Source organism: Micromonospora sp. DT68 (assembly GCF_049847245.1).
GTDB classification, from domain to species: domain Bacteria; phylum Actinomycetota; class Actinomycetes; order Mycobacteriales; family Micromonosporaceae; genus Micromonospora; species Micromonospora profundi.
Genome location: NZ_JBNCNZ010000010.1, coordinates 21,354 through 38,999, shown reverse-complemented (window position 1 = coordinate 38,999; position 17,646 = coordinate 21,354). Strand labels below are relative to the sequence as shown.

Annotated in this window: 15 protein-coding genes; 8 read left to right on the top strand and 7 right to left on the bottom strand. The window is 72.6% G+C overall.

From position 1 onward, the window contains the following. Positions 1–4 precede the first annotated feature (4 nt). The 4 genes from infB to rimP all read right to left on the bottom strand — a co-directional run bounded on the left by infB (position 5) and on the right by rimP (position 5,260). On the bottom strand, positions 5–3,019 hold the full coding sequence (gene infB / locus ACPXB1_RS19235) for a translation initiation factor IF-2 (RefSeq protein ID WP_355597846.1): 3,015 nt from the start codon (positions 3,017–3,019) through the stop codon (positions 5–7). A gap of 93 nt (positions 3,020–3,112) precedes the next feature. Continuing rightward, positions 3,113–3,445: a YlxR family protein gene (locus ACPXB1_RS19230; RefSeq protein ID WP_355597848.1), complete on the bottom strand. Its 333-nt coding sequence runs from the start codon at positions 3,443–3,445 to the stop codon at positions 3,113–3,115. A gap of 16 nt (positions 3,446–3,461) precedes the next feature. Then, positions 3,462–4,505 carry a transcription termination factor NusA gene (nusA, locus tag ACPXB1_RS19225; protein ID WP_355597850.1) on the bottom strand — a complete coding sequence of 348 codons (1,044 nt, stop codon included), beginning with the start codon at positions 4,503–4,505 and terminating at the stop codon, positions 3,462–3,464. Then, a complete protein-coding gene (gene rimP / locus ACPXB1_RS19220) occupies positions 4,502–5,260 on the bottom strand; it encodes a ribosome maturation factor RimP (RefSeq protein WP_425735606.1) in 759 nt (252 codons plus the stop codon). The genes nusA and rimP overlap by 4 nt, the downstream gene beginning before the upstream one ends. Positions 5,261–5,414: 154 nt before the next feature. Between rimP and ACPXB1_RS19215 the strand changes: the two genes are divergently transcribed. The 7 genes from ACPXB1_RS19215 to ACPXB1_RS19185 all read left to right on the top strand — a co-directional run bounded on the left by ACPXB1_RS19215 (position 5,415) and on the right by ACPXB1_RS19185 (position 11,944). Then, positions 5,415–5,942, top strand: a complete 528-nt coding sequence (locus ACPXB1_RS19215; RefSeq protein ID WP_355628513.1) for a hypothetical protein — start codon at positions 5,415–5,417, stop codon at positions 5,940–5,942. Further along, complete coding sequence (locus ACPXB1_RS19210) at positions 5,939–6,376, top strand: ferritin-like domain-containing protein (protein ID WP_355628511.1); 438 nt, start codon at positions 5,939–5,941, stop codon at positions 6,374–6,376. The genes ACPXB1_RS19215 and ACPXB1_RS19210 overlap by 4 nt, the downstream gene beginning before the upstream one ends. A 53-nt stretch (positions 6,377–6,429) precedes the next feature. Then, positions 6,430–7,032, top strand: a complete 603-nt coding sequence (locus ACPXB1_RS19205; RefSeq protein WP_355628508.1) for a PadR family transcriptional regulator — start codon at positions 6,430–6,432, stop codon at positions 7,030–7,032. Continuing rightward, positions 7,005–7,763: an ABC transporter ATP-binding protein gene (locus tag ACPXB1_RS19200; RefSeq protein WP_425735605.1), complete on the top strand. Its 759-nt coding sequence runs from the start codon at positions 7,005–7,007 to the stop codon at positions 7,761–7,763. The genes ACPXB1_RS19205 and ACPXB1_RS19200 overlap by 28 nt, the downstream gene beginning before the upstream one ends. A 59-nt stretch (positions 7,764–7,822) precedes the next feature. Beyond that, positions 7,823–10,537, top strand: coding sequence for an FtsX-like permease family protein (locus ACPXB1_RS19195; protein WP_425735604.1), 2,715 nt, complete (start codon positions 7,823–7,825; stop codon positions 10,535–10,537). Between the two features lie 85 nt (positions 10,538–10,622). Then, positions 10,623–11,123: a nitroreductase family deazaflavin-dependent oxidoreductase gene (locus tag ACPXB1_RS19190; protein ID WP_355597861.1), complete on the top strand. Its 501-nt coding sequence runs from the start codon at positions 10,623–10,625 to the stop codon at positions 11,121–11,123. 92 nt (positions 11,124–11,215) lie between these two features. Beyond that, positions 11,216–11,944, top strand: a complete 729-nt coding sequence (locus ACPXB1_RS19185) for a nucleotidyltransferase domain-containing protein (RefSeq protein WP_425735603.1) — start codon at positions 11,216–11,218, stop codon at positions 11,942–11,944. A 6-nt stretch (positions 11,945–11,950) separates the two neighbouring features. Here the strand turns inward: ACPXB1_RS19185 and ACPXB1_RS19180 are convergent, their stop codons facing one another. Continuing rightward, a complete protein-coding gene (locus ACPXB1_RS19180) occupies positions 11,951–12,664 on the bottom strand; it encodes a VIT1/CCC1 transporter family protein (protein WP_355597865.1) in 714 nt (237 codons plus the stop codon). After that, on the bottom strand, positions 12,661–13,518 hold the full coding sequence (gene map / locus ACPXB1_RS19175; RefSeq protein ID WP_355628499.1) for a type I methionyl aminopeptidase: 858 nt from the start codon (positions 13,516–13,518) through the stop codon (positions 12,661–12,663). The genes ACPXB1_RS19180 and map overlap by 4 nt, the downstream gene beginning before the upstream one ends. Before the next feature lie 94 nt (positions 13,519–13,612). Between map and ACPXB1_RS19170 the strand changes: the two genes are divergently transcribed. Beyond that, positions 13,613–13,927: an STAS domain-containing protein gene (locus ACPXB1_RS19170; protein WP_355597869.1), complete on the top strand. Its 315-nt coding sequence runs from the start codon at positions 13,613–13,615 to the stop codon at positions 13,925–13,927. Positions 13,928–13,934: 7 nt separating this feature from the next. Here the strand turns inward: ACPXB1_RS19170 and ACPXB1_RS19165 are convergent, their stop codons facing one another. Continuing rightward, positions 13,935–17,591: a SpoIIE family protein phosphatase gene (locus ACPXB1_RS19165; RefSeq protein ID WP_355628496.1), complete on the bottom strand. Its 3,657-nt coding sequence runs from the start codon at positions 17,589–17,591 to the stop codon at positions 13,935–13,937. Positions 17,592–17,646: the final 55 nt, after the last annotated feature.

The following is a 17,646-nucleotide window of genomic DNA, read 5'->3' as shown; positions in this document are numbered from 1 at the left end:
CGGATCAGGCGCGAACCTTCTCCCGCATCTCGAAGGTCTCGATGACGTCGCCGACCTGGACGTTGTTGTAACCACCCAGGGTCAGACCACACTCGAAGCCCTCGCGGACCTCGGTGGCGTCGTCCTTGAACCGCTTGAGCGAGGTGATCGTGAGGTTGTCCGCCACGACCGTCCCGTCCCGAAGCAGCCGAGCCTTCGCGTTGCGTCGGATGATGCCCGACCGGACGATGCAACCGGAGATGTTGCCGATCTTGGACGAGCGGAAGACGTCGCGGATCTCCGCGCTGCCCAGCTCGACCTCCTCGTACTCCGGCTTGAGCAGGCCCTTGAGCGCTGCCTCGATCTCCTCGATGGCCTGGTAGATGACGGTGTAGTACCGGATCTCCACGCCCTCGCGGTCGGCCATCTCGCGGACCTTGTTCGAGGCCCGCACGTTGAAGCCGATGATCGTGACCGGCTCGGACGAGGCACTCGCGAGCATGACGTTGCTCTCGGTGATCGCGCCGACGCCCCGGTCGAGGACCTTGAGCTGGACCTCCTCGGGAATGTCGAGGTTGAACAGCGCGTCCTCCAGGGCCTCCACCGAACCGGAGACATCGCCCTTGAGGATGAGGTTGAGCGACGTCTTCTCGCCCTCCTTGAGCTGCTCCATGAGCGTCTCGAGGGTGGCCCGACCACGGGAGTTGGCGAAGGACGCCGCCCGCCGCCGTGCCTGCCGCTGCTCGGCAATCTGCCGCACCGTGCGGTCGTCCGCCGCGGCGAGGAACGTGTCTCCCGCGCCGGGCGGCGCGGTCAGACCCAGCACCATGACCGGACGCGCCGGCCCAGCCTCGGAGAGCTGGTTGCCGTTCTCGTCGAGCATGGCCCGGACCCGGCCGTGCGCCCCACCGGCGACGATCGAGTCGCCCGCCCGCAGGGTGCCCTTCTGCACCAGCACCGTCGCCACCGCACCGCGGCCCTTGTCCAGGTGCGCCTCGATGGCCACACCCTGCGCCGGCCCGTCGATCGGAGCGGTCAGCTCCAGCGACGCGTCGGCGGTCAGCAGGACGGCCTCGAGCAGCTCCTCGATGCCGATGCCCGGCTTGGCTGCCACGTTGACGAACATGGTCTCGCCGCCGTACTCCTCGGCGACCAGGCCGTACTCGGTCAGCTGCTGGCGAACCTTGTCCGGGTTGGCCTCCGGCTTGTCGACCTTGTTGACCGCGACCACGATCGGCACGTCGGCCGCCTTGGCGTGGTTCAACGCCTCGATGGTCTGCGGCATCACACCGTCGTCGGCCGCGACGACCAGGATCACGATGTCCGTGACCTGGGCGCCACGAGCACGCATGGCGGTGAACGCCTCGTGACCCGGGGTGTCGATGAAGGTGACCGCCCGGTCCTCGCCCTCGTGCGGGACGTGGACCTGGTAGGCACCGATGTGCTGGGTGATGCCACCCGCCTCACCGGCCACGACGTTCGCCTTACGGATGGCGTCGAGCAGCTTGGTCTTACCGTGGTCGACGTGACCCATGACGGTCACCACCGGCGCACGGCTGACCAGACGCTCCTCGGCCACCTCCGCGTCGAGGTCGATGTTGAACTGCGCGAGCAGCTCGCGGTCCTCGTCCTCCGGGCTGACGATCTGGATGTCGAAGCCCAGGTGCTCACCCAGCAGGTGCAGGGTGTCGTCAGAACAGGACTGGGTCGCGGTCACCATCTCGCCCAGGTTGAACATCTCCTGGACCAGCGAACCCGGGTTGGCGTTGATCTTGTCCGCGAAGTCGGACAGCGAGGCGCCACGGGAGAGCCGGACGACCTGACCCTGACCCCGGGGAGCACCCGAGCTCATGGTCGGAGCCGACAGGTTGTCGAACTCCTGTCTGCGCTGCTTCTTGGACTTGCGACCGCGCGTCGGCCGACCACCCGGACGCCCGAAAGCACCCGCGGCGCCGCCGCCACGGCCACGACCGCCCGCACCCGGACGACCGCCGCCACCGGCCGGACCACCCGGACGGAAACCGCCACCGGGAGCACCCGCACCGCCGCCGGGACCGCCACGGTAGCCACCGCCACCGCCGGCACCCGCGCCGCCACCGGGGCCGCCGCGGTAACCGCCGCCACCGCCACCGCCGCCGGGACCGCCACGGAAACCGCCGCCACCGCCACCGGGACGACCTGCGCCGCCACCGGGACGACCGGCGCCACCGGGACCGGGGCGACCGGCAGCCGGACGCTGGCTCGGCATGGACGCCGGGCTGGGCCGCGGCGGCATGGAGTTCGGGCTCGGCCGCGGCGGCATGCCCGCCGGAGTGTTGGGCCGAGGGCCACCCGCACCGGCGGCCGGGGGCCGCTGCTGCTGGCCACCCTGGATGCCGAACGGGTTGTTACCGGCGCCGCGCGCCGGCGGGCGACCGCCCGGCCGGGCACCCGGACCGGGAGCCGGCGTGCTCGGACGAGCTGCCGGCGAACCGGGACGGGGCGGCATCGCCGCGGGACCCGGCCGAGGACCGGGCCGGTTACCGCCGTCTGCCGGAGGCTCCCGGCGAACGGGGTTGTCCCGCTGCTGCTGGCGGGCTGCCTGCGCGGCCTTGACCGCGGCCTCCTGCTCAGCCTTCAGCGCGGCGGCACGCGCCTCCGCGGCCGCCACCTCGATGTCGTGGGCACTCGCCGGCTTGGCGACCGGGGTCACCGTCTGCGGCGCACCGGGAACCGGCCCCTTGGGCTTCGGACCGGGTGCCGGCGCGGCCGGCCGCCGGGGCGGCATCGGCTTGGCCGAGACCCGGGGCGCGCCCGGGGTCGGGGACGGCGTGGGACTCGGGGTCGAAGCCGGCGCCGACGCGGGCGCCGACGGGGCGGCCGGTGCCGGAGCACCGGTCGACGCGACGAATGCGTTACGCAGTCGTCGGGCGACGGGCGCCTCGACGGTGCTGGACGCGGACTTCACGAACTCGCCCATTTCCTTCAGCTTGGCGAGAACGGTCTTACTCTCGACCCCGAGCTCTTTTGCAAGCTCGTGTACGCGGGCCTTGCCTGCCACTGCACTCCTCACTCCGAGGTCGTGCGGGCAGCACCCGCAGCGACCTCACTCGTGCACTTGAAGCCTGGTCATTTCAGGGACTTCATCGTGTGCTCATGTCGGTCGTCCTACCCTGCTAGCGACCCTCGCCCGGTCGGGCTGACCGGACGTAGTGGTTGGCGCATCGACGTGCTCTGCCAGCACACCGTGGTCGAGGACCTCGGTGATGCGCAGCGCTCGCCCAAAGGCGCGGCGCCGCACCGCCAGCGCGAAGCAGGCCGGATCCGGGTGCATGTTCGCTCCCCGACCCGGCAGCCTGCGGAACGGATCAGGCCGGAGGCTGTAGCCAGCCTCGTCCCCGATCGCGACGACCCGCAGCAATTCGCTGGCCGGCGCGCGCTTCCGGCAACCCACACAGGTGCGCTCCGGCTGCGCGCGTCGTACCACTGGAGGAAGTCTACCCCTAGCTGCCCGAGATCGCGCTGCCCGGCTCCGGTACCTGATCAGCTCCGCCACGCGCGGCAGGCGCGGCCTGCTCAGCGTCGGACCGGATGTCGATACGCCAACCGGTCAAACGGGCAGCGAGGCGGGCGTTCTGCCCCTCCCGGCCGATGGCGAGGGAGAGCTGGAAATCCGGGACGGTCACCCGGGCGGCCCGGCCGGCCAGGTCCACCACCTCGACCCGCAGGGCCTTGGCCGGCGACAACGCGTTGCCGACGAAGGTGGCCGGGTCGTCCGACCAGTCAATGATGTCGATCTTTTCGCCGTGCAGCTCGCTCATCACGGCCCGGACGCGCTGACCCATCGGGCCGATACAGGCGCCCTTGGCGTTCACCCCGGGGACGGTCGAGCGTACGGCGATCTTCGTACGGTGACCTGCCTCACGCGCGATCGCGCCGATCTCCACGGTGCCGTCAGCGATCTCCGGAACCTCCAGCGCGAACAACTTCTTGACAAGCGCCGGATGCGACCGGGACAGGGTGATCTGCGGCCCGCGCATGCCCTTGGCCACGTGCACCACAACGCAGCGGATCCGCTCGCCGTGGGCGTACCGCTCGCCGGGCACCTGCTCGGACTGCGGCAGCACGCCCTCCAGCTTGCCCAGGTCGACGCTGACGATGCCCTTCTCGATCCGCGTCTCGTGGGCCTGCACCACGCCGGTGACCAAGTCACCCTCGCGGCCCACGTACTCGCCGAAGTGCACCTCGTCGGTGGCCTCCCGCAGCCGCTGGAGGATCACCTGCTTCGCGGTCATGGCGGCGATCCGGCCGAAGTCGTGCGGGGTGTCGTCCCACTCCCGCACCAGGCTGCCGTCGGAGTCCATCTCCTGCGCGTACACGAGGGCAGCGCCGGACTTGCGGTCGATCTCCACCCGGGCGTGCGGCTCGGCGCCGTCGGTGTGCCGGTAGGCGGTCAGCAACGCGGTCTCGATCGCCGCGAGAATCGTGTCGAACGGGATCTCCCGCTCGCGCTCGAGTGCGCGTAGCGCCGCGAGGTCGATGTTCACCTCTCCTCGTCCTCCACATCATCTTCGTCGTCGATGTCGTCTGAATCGTCGGTGTCGTCGGTGTCGTCGGCGTCGTCGAACTCGTCGTCGACGTCGGTGTCGTCGGGCTCACCCAGCTCGGCGAGGCGGGTGAACTCGACCTGCACCCGGCCCGGCCCCAGCTCGGCGTACGTAAAGGAGTCGCGACCGGAGTCGGTCTCCAGCTGCACTGTCTCGTCGTCGGCAGCGACCACCCGGCCGGTCAGCTGGCGACCCCCGGAGGGCTCGGCGCGCTGGCCGGGCAACGCGACCGCGCCCCGGACGGTGACCTTGACGAGCCGGCCAACGTTGCGCCGCCAGTGCCGGGGCAGGGTGAGCGGCCGGTCCACGCCCGGCGAGCTGACCTCGAGCTGGTATTCCCCGGCGAGGATGTCGCCGCCGGACTCCTCGGCCGCGTCCAGCGCGGCCGAGACCGCGCGGGAGACGTCGGCGACGGCGTCCAGGTCGATCCCGCCGTCGGCGTCCACGATCACCCGCACCACGTGCCGGCGGCCGGCCCGGGAGACCGACAGGTCCTCCAGGTCGTAGCCCGCGCCGTTGACCACCGGCTCGATCACGGTCCGCAACTGGGTGCGTCGCGCCGCCAGATCACCGCCACCACGGGGAGCCGCGGTGCCGCGCGAGGCGCGGGGAGCACCGTCACGAGAACCGCTGTCGCGGGAACCGCCGTCGCGGGGTCGACCCGTCGACCTGGTGGCACGGCCACGCTGTGTCATCTCCGCACCCTTTCACTGGTCGATCGGGACGCTCGTCCCGCCATGCCGGCACGCCACCGGAGCGGACGCGCCGGCGGCTGCGCAGAGCGTAACGCGCCCGCCGGTCGCCGGACCGGGCGGCGCACCGACGCCGGTGGCCCGCGGACCGGCACGCATGGTGTTGACTTGCCCGGTGGGGATCGGCAGAACGACACAGCGCAACCATTCATCCGGACATTCCCGGCGAAAGCTCTTGCGCGCCGGAGCGCTGTTGGCGCTCGGCGGCGGCGTGGCCCCGCTGACCGGCTGTGATCTTTTCGATCGGGACGACAAGCCGGCACCGCCACCGGACCCGCTGCGGCCGATGGTCGACGAGTCGTTGGGGCTGGCCGCGGCACACCGGGAGGTCGCCGTGGCCCATCCGGACCTGGCCGGCCGCCTCGACCCCATCGCCGCGACGCACACCGCGCACGCCACCGAACTCGCCCGGGTCATCGGCGTCGCGCTCCCCTCGGCGCCCGCCGCAGCGCCGAGCAGCACCCCGGCGGCAGAGCCGGCCGGCGCGCTGGCCGCCCTGCGTGCGCTGGAGAAGACCGCCCAGCAGTCCGCGACAGCCGCCTGCGCGTCAGCACCTGCGGACCGTGCGGCGCTGCTCGGCTCCATCGCCGCCGCGCGGGCCACCCACCAGGAGGCACTGAAGTGAGGCAGCCGACCCCCGGGGAGGCGCTCGCCGCCGCCCTCTCCGCCGAGTACGCGGCCATCTACGCCTACGGGCGCATCGGCGTCCGGCTCACCGGGGCGGCACGCGACGCCGCACGGCAGGCCGAGGCGTCGCATCGGCGTCGGCGCGACGCGCTCGTGGTGCAGCTCAGCACCACCGGCGGCACCGTGCCACCGGATCGGGCCGGGTACGCGCTGCCGTTCGCCGTCACCGACCGGGCCAGCGCGTTGCGGCTTGCCGTCGAGGTGGAGGAGCGGACGGCGGCGCACTGGCGGGCCGCGTTGGCGTCCACCACCGGCGCCGACCGCGACCAGGCGCTGGCCGCCCTCGTCGAGTACGCCGTACGCGCCACCAGGTGGCGCAAGACCGCCGGCGTCGCCCCGCTGACTGTCGCATTTCCCGGTCGCCCGAGCTGAACTGAATCCGCTCCGGTTGCGGTGCGCATACCAGGTATGCATACTCCGTTGCCATGTCCATCCGTCACGGGCTGCTCGCCCTCCTCGAACGCGGCCAGATGTACGGCTACCAGCTGCGCGCCGCATTCGAGGAGTCGACCGGATCGACGTGGCCGCTGAACATCGGGCAGGTCTACACCACGCTGTCCCGGCTGGAACGCGACGGACTGGTGCGCCCGCTGCCGGAGAGCGAGGCGGGGCAGCGCCCGTACGAGATCACCGACGCCGGCCGGGCGGACCTGGCCCTGTGGTTCGCCACCCCGATCAGCCGCAACGACCGCCCCCGCGACGAACTGGCGATCAAGCTGGCGTTGGCGCTGACCACCCCCGGGGTGGACGTCCGCTCGGTGGTGCAGGCCCAGCGCAGCGCCACGATGCGGGCCCTTCAGGAGTTGACCAGGTTGAAGTACGCCAGCGACCGTCCGGAGGACCTGCCCTGGCGGCTGGTGCTGGACTCGATGGTGTTCCAGGCCGAGGCGGAGGTGCGCTGGTTGGACCACTGCGAGAGCAGCCTCGTCCGGCACCGGCCCACCGGCCCGCCGCCCCCGCTGCCCGGCCCGGGCGCCGACGGGGCGCCGGACGCGGCACGATGGGCCGACGAGGGGGCGCGCCGGTGAGCGACCCGGACGACGCGGTGCTGGAGCTGCGCGCCGTCCACCGCACCCACGGGACCGGCGCGGCGGCGGTGCACGCCCTGCGCGGTGTCAGCCTGGTCGTCCGGCCGGGTGAGCTGGTCGCCGTGATGGGTCCGTCCGGCTCCGGCAAGTCGACGCTGCTGGCCCTCGCGGGCGGCCTGGACCGCCCGACCCGCGGCGACGTACGGGTCGAGGGGCAGCAGCTCGGGGCGTTGGACCCGCGCGGGCTGGCCCAGCTGCGCCGCCGCCGGATCGGCTACATCTTCCAGCAACTCAACCTGCTGGGCAGCCTGAGCGCGCTGGAGAACGTCGCGCTTCCGCTGGAACTCGACGGCGTGGGCGGGCGCAAGGCCCGTACTGCCGCCCTGGCCGCGCTGGCCGAGGTGGGGCTGCCGGCCCTTGCCGACCGTTTCCCCGACCAGCTCTCCGGCGGCCAGCAGCAGCGGGTGGCCATCGCCCGCGCGCTTGTGGGCGAGCGGCGGCTGGTGCTCGCCGACGAACCGACGGGGGCGCTGGACTCGCAGACCGGTGAGGCGGTGCTGCACCTGCTGCGCCGCCGGGTCGACGCGGGCGCCGCCGGCATCCTCGTCACCCACGAGGCGCGGCACGCCGGCTGGGCCGACCGGGTGGTGTTCCTGCGCGACGGGGTGCTCGTCGACACGACGGCCCCGCTGGGCAGCGTCGAGCAACTGCTGTCCGGCAGCGACCGTTGACCCTCCGCCGGACGACGCGGGCAGCCGGCCCGGTCACCGACGCTTCGCCCGCTCAGCCGGTGCCGCCGCGCGTACCACGGGGGCGGCGGCGCTTCGCCGAGCTGGCCGGATCCTGGCGGGCGGCGTTGCGGATCGCCCGGCGGGAGTCGCGGCGGGCGCGCCGACGTACCGCCCTGGTGCTCGCGATGATCGCCCTGCCGGTGCTGGTGCTGTCCTTCCTCGCGGTGAGCTACGACATGGCCGAGTTGACCGCGCAGGAAAAGATCGACAGGCGCCTCGGGATCGCCGACGCGGAACTGCGGTGGTTCGCCGACACCCCGATCGATCAGGACGAGTGGGGTGAGAGCTGGTATCCCCGCAACGGCGACGCCGAGGCGTCCAGCCATCCGGCCACGGCCGCCGAGGTGAGCGCGTTGCTCGGTCCGGGCAGCCGGTTCACCGAGGTACGCGGCCGGATGCCGCTGACAGTGCAGGGCCCCGAGGGGGAGGAGACCTTCCAGGCCCGGGTGCTCGACCTCACCGACCCGCTGGCCCGGGGGCTTGTGCGGTTCCGGTCGGGGAGGGCACCTCGGGAGCCCGCCGAGGTGGCGGTGAGCCCGACCGCGCTGCGCCGCCTCGACGTACGCCTGGGCGCGGTGGTGGCCACCGCTGACGGGCTGAGGGCGTACACGGTGGTGGGGGTGGTCGAGTTTCCCGACGACCTCGGCCCGACGGTGGCGCTGCACCCGTCGGCCGTACCTCGCAACGAGCCACTTCTCGACAGCAGTTGGCTTGTGGATGTGCCCGGCGGTGTCGACGCCGCGATGGTGGCCCGGCTCAACGACAACGGCGTGGGGGGGGCGCCGCGCGACCACCACGGCACTGGCGGGTGGACCCGCACGTGGCTCGGGTCCGTCGGACCAGCCGATTCCAACGACCTCAGCACCGGGGTGCTGATCGCCGGCCTCGGGTTGCTGGAGGTGGTGCTGCTGGTCGGGCCGGCGTTCGCGGTGGGTGTCCGCCGACGACGCCGGGACCTGGCGCTGGTCGCGGTGGCCGGCGGGGACTCCGCCCAACTGCGTCGGGTCGTGCTCGCCGACGGTGTGGTGCTGGGCGTGCTGGGGGCCGTCGTCGGGCTGCTGCTCGGGGTCGCCGCCGCGTTCGCGGGTCGCCCGCTGATGGAGCAGTACGTCTTCAGCGCCCGGTTCGGCGGGTACCGCTGCTGGCCGGCGGCGCTCCTGGTGCTCGCTGGGGTAGCGGTGCTGGCCGGGGTCCTCGCCGCGGTCGCGCCGGCCTGGACGGCCGCCCGCCAGGATGTCGCGGCCGGGCTCGCCGGGCGGCGTACCCCGCCGACGTCCCGGACCCGGTGGCTGGCCCTGGGGGTGGTGTTGACCTGCGGCGGGGCGGCGCTCGCCGCGTACGGGGCCACCCAGACGTCGGCGGCGGTGATCCTGACCGGCCTGATCCTCGGCGAACTCGGTCTGGTGTGTTGCACACCCACGCTGATCGGCGTGCTGGCGAGGCTCGGCCGGGTGCTGCCACTGGCTCCCCGGATCGCGCTGCGTGACGCCAGCCGCAACCGGGCCGCCGCCGCACCGGCGATCTGCGCGGTGATGGCCGCCGTGGCCAGCAGTGTGGCCCTCGGCGGGTACCTGGCCAGCGACCGCGTCCGGCAAGCGGACACCTACCAGCCGATACTGCCGACGGGCCACCTGCTGGTCAACCCGGAGCACTCGACCCGGCGGCCCACGCTGGCCCAGGTGACCGCCGCGGCACAGGAGACGTTGGGCACCGACGCCGTCGCCTCAGTGCAGACGGTTGCCTGCGCCGAAGCGGGCAGCGGCTACTGCGACGTCACACCGCAACTGCCGCCGACACAGGTCTGCCCCTGGCAGCCCGATGCTGTCCTGTCCGCGTCGCAGCGCCGGCAGGCACGGGCCGACCCGCGTTGCCAGGTCTCCGAGACGACGCGCTTCGTCCCCTGGGTGCAGTCCTGGGTGGATGACGGCACGGCCCTGCCGTTGTTGACCGGCGCCGACCCTGCGGCGACCGCCACCGCAGCCGGGGTGCTGCGGGCCGGTGGCGTGGTGGTGACCGACCCGCGCTACGTGCACGACGGCCGGGTGACAGTACGGATGACGCCGTCGGACGGCGGAACGCCGATAACCGCGGACTTCCCCGGGTACGCGCTGCCCGCGTTCGTGGGCGAGTCCCGCCTGCTGCTGTCCGAGCCCTCGGCCCGCAGCCTCGGCCTGCGCGTGTCGTCCGCCGGTTGGGTGGTCGGCACCGCGACGCCGCCGGACAGACAGCAGCAGGAGCGGTTCACCGCCGTCCTGCGGCCCTTCGGGCCGATTTCGCTGAGCGTCGAGTCCGGCGCCGCCCCCACCGACATCTCACCGGTGCTTCTCCTGCTCGCCGCGGCGGCCGGCTTGATCACAGTGGGCGCCGCCGGGATCGCGACAGCGCTCGCCGCCGCCGAGGGGCGGGCCGAGTTGTCCACCCTCGCGGCGGTCGGCGCGGCCCCGGCGGTACGCCGGATGCTGGCGATCTGCCAGGCCGGGGTCATCGCGGGTCTCGGTTCGGTGCTCGGCATCGTGGCCGGGCTGGGCACCGCGGCGATAGTGCTGTTCTCGGTCAACCGCCAGTACGCGGCGGCCTGGCCGGCACCCGCCCCGTACCCGTACGTGGTGCCGTGGCCGGTGCTCGGCGTCCTGGTGCTGGTGCCTCTGGTGGCGATGCTCGGCGCGGGCCTGTTCACCCGCGCGCGGCTGCCGATCGAGCGGCGGTTGGACTGACCCGAGGTCGGTGGGATTCACCGCTGTGGAAACCTGGGCCGTCCGGAGGTGCCACCGGGGCGCGGCAGCCGGCAGACTGGTCCGCGTGTCTGCGCTTGGAACACTCACCCGTCGGGTCGGCCATCACCGCTGGTTCGGTGCCGCCGCCCGCCTGCTGGTGCCCGCCGACCGGATCGTCGGCCGGCTCACCCGTGGGCGGGTGGTCGCGCTCGGCCTGATCCCGTCCCTCGTCATCACCACCACCGGCCGCCGCTCCGGCAAGCCGCGCAGCAACCCCCTGCTCTACGTGCCCGACGGCGACGCCTACGTGGTGATCGGCTCCAACTGGGGGCAGACGCAGCAGCCCGCCTGGTCGCTGAACCTGCTCGCCGAGCCGACCGCCGAGGTGGACGTGCGGGGCCAGCGGATCCCGGTGCGCGCCGTGCTGGCCACCGGCGTCGAACGGGACCGGCTGTGGCAGCTGCTGGTCACCGAGTGGCCGGCGTACCGCGCGTACGTCGAGCGGGCCGGCGATCGGGAGATCCGGGTCTTCCGGCTGGAGCCGACCGGGCGCGGCGCGCCGGCCGAGCCACGGTCGGCTGGCTAGGCTGACCTCGGGTTCGAGTCGGAGGTGGCGGCGGTGAGGGCGAGCAGTCAGCCGATCCGGCGAGCCGTACGGACACCCACGAGGGCCGCCGGATGAGCGTGAGCGACGATCAGCCCCGGGTGCGCGACGATCAACGGTGGACGGTCGCGGAGCGGGTGGCCGAGGCGATCCGACGGCGCTTCCCCGCCGACGTGCTGGCGATCGCGGTGCACGGTCCCCTGGCGCACGGCGACGACGACGGCGGTGGGGACGGCGAGGTGGGACTGCTGGTGGTCACCTACCGGCCGGGCACCGGTCCACGGCCGGCGACCCGGCGGGTCGACGGGGTGCTTGTCGACCTGACGGTGGCCGCCGCCGACGACTACCTCGGGCAGGCCCGGCAGCTCTCCCCGCTGTGGCCGTTGACCGCCGACCGGTACGTGACCACCCAGGCGCTGCACGACCCGACGGGTTGGCTGCGGACGTTGCGCGACGAGCATCTGGGCCGGCTGGCCCGCGCCCGGCCGGGCGAGTTCAGCACCGCCGCCCGGCAGTCGTGGTACAGGGGCAGTGCGGCGCATTCCCGGGCCGCCCGGCTCGCCGAGTGGTACGAGACCGACCAGGCGCTGCTCATGCTCGGTGAGGCGCGGCTGGCCGCGGCGACGGTGACCGGCCTGCTGAGCCGCACCTACTTCCGTGACCCGGGTGACGCGGTGCGACGCACCGGTCTGGCTGGCGCGGACATGACCGAGGTGGGTGTGGTGCTGACCCGGCAGGCCGACGAGCTGGCTGCCCGTGGCCGACCGGTGGACGGCACCGTCGACGACCTGCTCACCGGCTGACCGGCGTCACAGCCCGCCCTGCACGCCGATCAGCGAACCGATCAGATACGTAGCCCCGGCCGCCGCGGCACCCAGCAGCAGTTGCCGCAGCCCGCTTGTCCACCAGGGCCGGCGGGTGAAGCGCGCCACCACCGCGCCGGCGGCGAACAGCCCGAGCCCGCCCACGGCGAGCGCCAGCCAGAGGGCGCTGGCGCCCAGCAGGTACGGCAGCAGCGGCACCAGCGCGCCCACGGAGAAGAACAGGAACGAGGAGAACGCCGCCGCCCACGGGCTCGGCTGGTCGTCGGGGTCGACGCCCAACTCTTCTCGGACGTGCACCCGCAGCGCCTCTTCCGGGTCACGCCGCACCGCCTCGGCGACCTGGGTGGCCAGGTCCCGGGACAGGCCACGGGCCACCCACGCGTCGGCCAGTTCGCGGGCCTCCGCCTCGGGGTGCCGTTCCAGTTCCCGTCGCTCCTTGGCGACCTCGGCGGCGATCTGCTCGTTTGCCGACCGCACGCTCGTGTACTCGCCCAGCCCCATCGAGATCGCGCCCGCCACCAGGCCGGCGGAGCCGGTGAGCACGATGCTGCGCGGCGACACCCCACCGCCGCCGACGCCGGCGATGAGGGCGATGTTGGTGACCAGCCCGTCCATCGCGCCGAAGACGGCCGGCCGCAGCCAGCCGCCGGACACGTCCGCGTGGTGGGCTTCGCGGAGCGCCGCAGGGGTGTCGGTCACGGCAGGGTCAGGATTTCGTGGCCGTCGTCGGTCACCACGATGGTGTGCTCGAACTGGGCCGTCCACTTGCGGTCCTTGGTCACGACGGTCCACCCGTCGTCCCACATGTCGTACTGGTAGGTGCCGAGCGTGATCATCGGCTCGATGGTGAAGGTCATTCCCGGCTCCATGATGTCCGTGGGGCGGGGACTGTCGTAGTGCGGCACGTAGAGCCCGCTGTGGAAGGACTCCCCGATGCCGTGGCCGGTGAAGTCGCGGACCACTCCGTAGCCGAACCGCTTGGCGTACGACTCGATGACCCGGCCCACCACGTTGATCTGCCGGCCCGGCTTGACCGCCCGGATGCCGCGCATCATCGCCTCGTGGGTCCGCTCGACGAGCAGCCGGGCCTCGTCGCTGACCTCGCCCACGCAGAAGGTGGCGTCGGTGTCACCGTGCACCCCGCCGATGTACGCGGTCACGTCGACGTTGATGATGTCGCCGTCCTGAAGGACCGTGGAGTCCGGGATGCCGTGGCAGATGACCTCGTTGATGCTCGTGCAGCAGGACTTGGGGAAGCCCCGGTAGCCGAGCGTCGACGGGTACGCGTCGTGGTCGCAGAGGAACTCGTGCACCACCCGGTCGATCTCGTCGGTGGTCACGCCGGGTTTGCAGTGCTCGCCGGCGAGCTGTGTCGCCTGGGCGGCGAGCCGGCTGGCCACCCGCATCTTCTCGATGGTCTCGGGTGTCTGCACGTGCGAGCCGCGCCACTCCTGCGGCTGCTTCTTGCCCACGTATTCCGGGCGGGAAATGTGGGCGGGCACCGGTCGCCACGGCGAGAGCGTGCCTGGCGTCAGCGGCGGACGTTCGGTCATGTCCCAAGCCTATCGCCGGGCCACCGGTGACCCGCGCCACGGCGGCGCGGTACCGGTTGTTGCTCCGTCGTGTCGCCTGTGCCATGGTGTCTGCGTGGATCAAGGAGGAGCACCGCCTGTCTTCTCCGCCAGCGGAGAAATCGACGGTGATCACTTCCATGTGGTGGTGACCGGCGAGGTCGACATGGCGACCGCCGACACCATGCTCCAGACCGCGCTGCGCGAGCCCGCCCAGCGGCTCACGCTCGACCTGCGCGCTGTCACCTTCTTCGACTCGGCCGCCATCCACGCCCTGGTCCGGCTCGCCCAGCAGTTCACCGGCACGTTGTCAGTGCTGCCGTCCCGGCAGGTCCGCCGGGTGCTGGAGATCTCCGGCCTGGGCGACCAGGGCTGGCTCGAACAAGCCTGACCCCCGGTCAGGGCTGCAACTGCCGGCGCAGCGTCACCTCGGTGCCCTCGTCGGTACGCCGCACGGTCAGGTCGCCCAGGGCGCCGATCAGCGACAGCCCTCGCCCCCGGAACCCGGAGTCGGTCGACTCGCGCCACTGCCCGCTGTCGCGCACCGTGGCGGTCACCGTCCGGTCCTCGATGGCCACCTCGACGCTGATCACCGACTCGGCAGGGTCGACCGGGTGCTCGATGGCGTTGGCGGCGGCCTCCGAAACAGCCACGGTCAGGTCGAACAGGTCGGTCTCGCCCACGGAGTGCGCGACAAGGAAGTCCTCCAGGCGCTTGCGCAGCACGCTCAACCGGGTCGGGTCGGCCGGCAACCGCAATGCGAACCGGTTCAGCTCGGCCGCCTCCAGTGCGAGCACCGCCACGTCGTCGCGCCGCGCGCGCCCGGAGACCCGGTCGACCACAGTGTCGATCAGATCCGCCACGTGCTCGCCCGGCGTGCCCGCGTCGGCACGCAGTTGGGCGAGCGCGGCGTCGATGCCGACCTGCCGGTCCTCGATCAGCCCGTCGGTGTACAGCAGCAGCCGACCACCGGCGGCCAGCTCCCCCTCGACCGTCTGGTACGTCGCGTTCGGAAGCGCGCCGACAGGTGGGCCGAGTGCACGGTCATGCAGGAACGCCACGTCGTCTCCTCGGATCAGCAGGGGGGACGGGTGACCGGCGCTGGCGTACCGCAGTCGGCCGGTGCGCGGGTTGAACAGCAGGCAGACCACTGTCGCGAAGGAGCGACCCTCGGTGGACCCGACGAGCCGGTTGAGCCGGGACAGCGACTCACCCGGGTCGTAACCCTCCAGCAGGTACGCGCGCAGCGCGTTGCGCAACTGCCCCATCGCCGCCGCGGCCTGCACACCCTTGCCGACCACGTCACCGATGACAAGCACCAACTCGTCGCCCTCAAGCGCGATCGCGTCGTACCAGTCGCCGCCGACCTCGACGTCGGCGGTGCCCGGCAGGTAGCGGCTCGCCAGGACCGCCCCCAGCATCTGGGGCAGCGTCCTGGGCAGCAGGCTGTGCTGCAACGTGGTGGCGATGTGGTGCTCAGCCTCGTAGAGCTGGGCGTTCTCCAGCCGCACCCCGACCAGCCGGGCCAGTTGGCTCAGCGCGGCCTCGTCGGCCTGCGAGTCGTCACCGGCCGCCCGCCAGACGCGCAACTCGCCGAGCTGCTCGCCACCGGTGCCGGTCAGCTCGGCCACGAACGACGGATCGGTGGCCGTGACGCCACCCGCGTCCGACTCGGACCGGGCGTCGGCCGAGGTGACCACCACCCGGGCGGCCTCGGCGAGGCTGAGCGCGTGCCGGGCGGCGACCTGGAGAACGTCGGCGGTGGATCGGGCGGTGTTCACCGCCACCGCCGCGTCGGCCAACGTCCGGAGGCGACGGATGATCTGCCCGCGCAGCTGGCCCAACTCGACGTTCGCCCGTACGCGGGCGATCAGCTCCTGCCCGGAGAACGGCTTGGTCAGGTAGTCGTCGGCACCGACGGAGAGACCCGCCACCGCCTCCGCCGACCCGGCCCGGGCGGACAGCAGCACGATCGGCACGTGACGGGTACGCGCGTCGGCGCGCAGCGCGCCGACCAGCCCGAACCCGTCCAGCCGGGGCATCATCACGTCGGTGAGCACCAGGTCGAACCCACCCTCGCGGGCCAGCTCCAGAGCCGCCAGGCCGTCGTTCGCGGTGACCACCTCCCAGGTCGGGGAGAGCAACCGGGTGACGTGCTCGCGCAGGTCGACGTTGTCGTCGACCACGAGGATCCGGCCGGCAGGGATGCCCGAGGCAGGCTGACTGTCGAACTCCGGACCCGCCTCGGCGCCGGACCACAGCGCGGTCTCCGCCACGTAGAGGCGGGCCTGCTCGGGTTGGCCGGCCGGCAGCGGAGCGAACCCGACCACCCGGTCCGCCTGAAGGTGCGCCGACCCGAACGGAATGGTCACCGTAAAGGTGCTGCCCTCGTCGACCTCGCTGGTCACCCCGACCGTGCCGCCGTGCATCTCGACCAACTCGCGGACCAGCGCGAGGCCGATCCCGGTGCCCTCGTGGGTGCGGGCACGCACTCCGGGCACCCGGTGGAAACGCTCGAAGACGTGCGGCAGCTCGGCCGGCACGATGCCCACACCGGTGTCGGTGACGTCGAGCCGGGCAGCGCCGTCGACAGCGCGGACCCGTACCTGGATCTCGCCGTCGAAGGTGAACTTCAACGCGTTCGACACCAGGTTGAGGACGATCTTCTCCCACATGTCCCGGTCGACGAAGACCGGCGCCGACAGCGGTGGGCAGTCCACCACCAGGCGCAGCCCGGCGCGGTCGGTGGCCGAGCGGAAGGTGCTGGCGAGCCGCGCGGTGTAGCCGGCCAGGTCAGTGGGCTGGTAGCGGGCGGCGAGTCGACCGGATTCCAGCCGGGAGAAATCCAGCACTGTGTTGACAAGCTTGAGCAGGCGCAGCGCGTTGCGGTGCATCACGGTGAGTCGGTCGGTGTAGGTGGCGGGCATGCTCGGGTCGGCAAGCATGTCCTCAAGCGGGCCGAGCACCAGTGTCAGCGGGGTCCGGAACTCGTGGCTGACGTTGGCGAAGAAGTTGCTCTTCGCCCGGTCCAGTGCGGCCAGTTCGGCGGCACGGGCCCGCTCCTGCTCGTACGCCCGCTGGATGCCCACCGCCCGGGAGATCTGCGCGGCCACCAGGTCGAGGAAGTCGCGGTACTCGTCGCTGAGCGGCAGCCGACGGTTCACGCCGACGACAAGCGCGCCGACCGTCTCGTTCGTCGCCGTGACCGGCAGGACGTGGGCGACGTCGGCCACGTCGGCGGGCAGTTGGCCGAGCAGGTCGGCCACCCGGACAGTGGTCGGTCCGTCGGCGACCAGTTGGGCGAACGCGTCAGCGGTGAGGCCCACCGTGGCCGGGTCGGTGCCGGTGGCGCCGCTCAGGACGAACCGGCCGGTGGAGTCGGCCTGGTAGATCAACGCGAACGGCACGTCGGCCCGGTGCCGACCGAGCACGTCGGCGGCGGTCCGGCCCAGCTCGGCCGCGCTGCCGACGTCGGCCAGCTCGGCGCCCAGCTCCGCCAGCGCCCGCAGTCGACGTTCGCCCAGCACCCGCCCGGTGGTCTCGTTGACGATGCAGTAGACGCCGCTGACCGAACCGTCGGCACCTCGGATCGGGTCGTACGCGACGTCGAAGTAGGTCTGCTCGACGTAGCCGTGCCGGTCCAGCAGGAACGGGTGGTTCTCGCCACGGTAGGAGCGTCCGGTACGTCGAACACCGTCCAGCAGCGGGCCGAGCACCTCCCAGGTCTCCGCCCAGTTCTGTCGGGCCGGCTGGCCGAGCACGTCCGGGTGCTTGCTGCCGATCGTCGGCCGGTAGGCGTCGTTGTAGAAGGCGAGCTGGTCCTCACCCCAGAACATGACGATCTGCGCGCTGGAGGCCAGCATCATGCTGATGGCGCTGGAGAGCGCCGTCGGCCAGTCCGATGGCGAGCCCAGCGGCGCCGTGGACCAGTCGAAGGCGCGCAGCCGCTCACCCAACTCGCCGCCGTTGGCGAACGCGGCAGCCAGCAGCAGGGGGATCTCATTGCCGTCCGTGACGGAATGCCCCGTGTCCGCGCCCCCCTGCGCCGAGCTCATGCAGCCCCCTGCTCCGGCCGTGCCCGCAGCCGTTGATCTTCCGCACCGTGCCTCG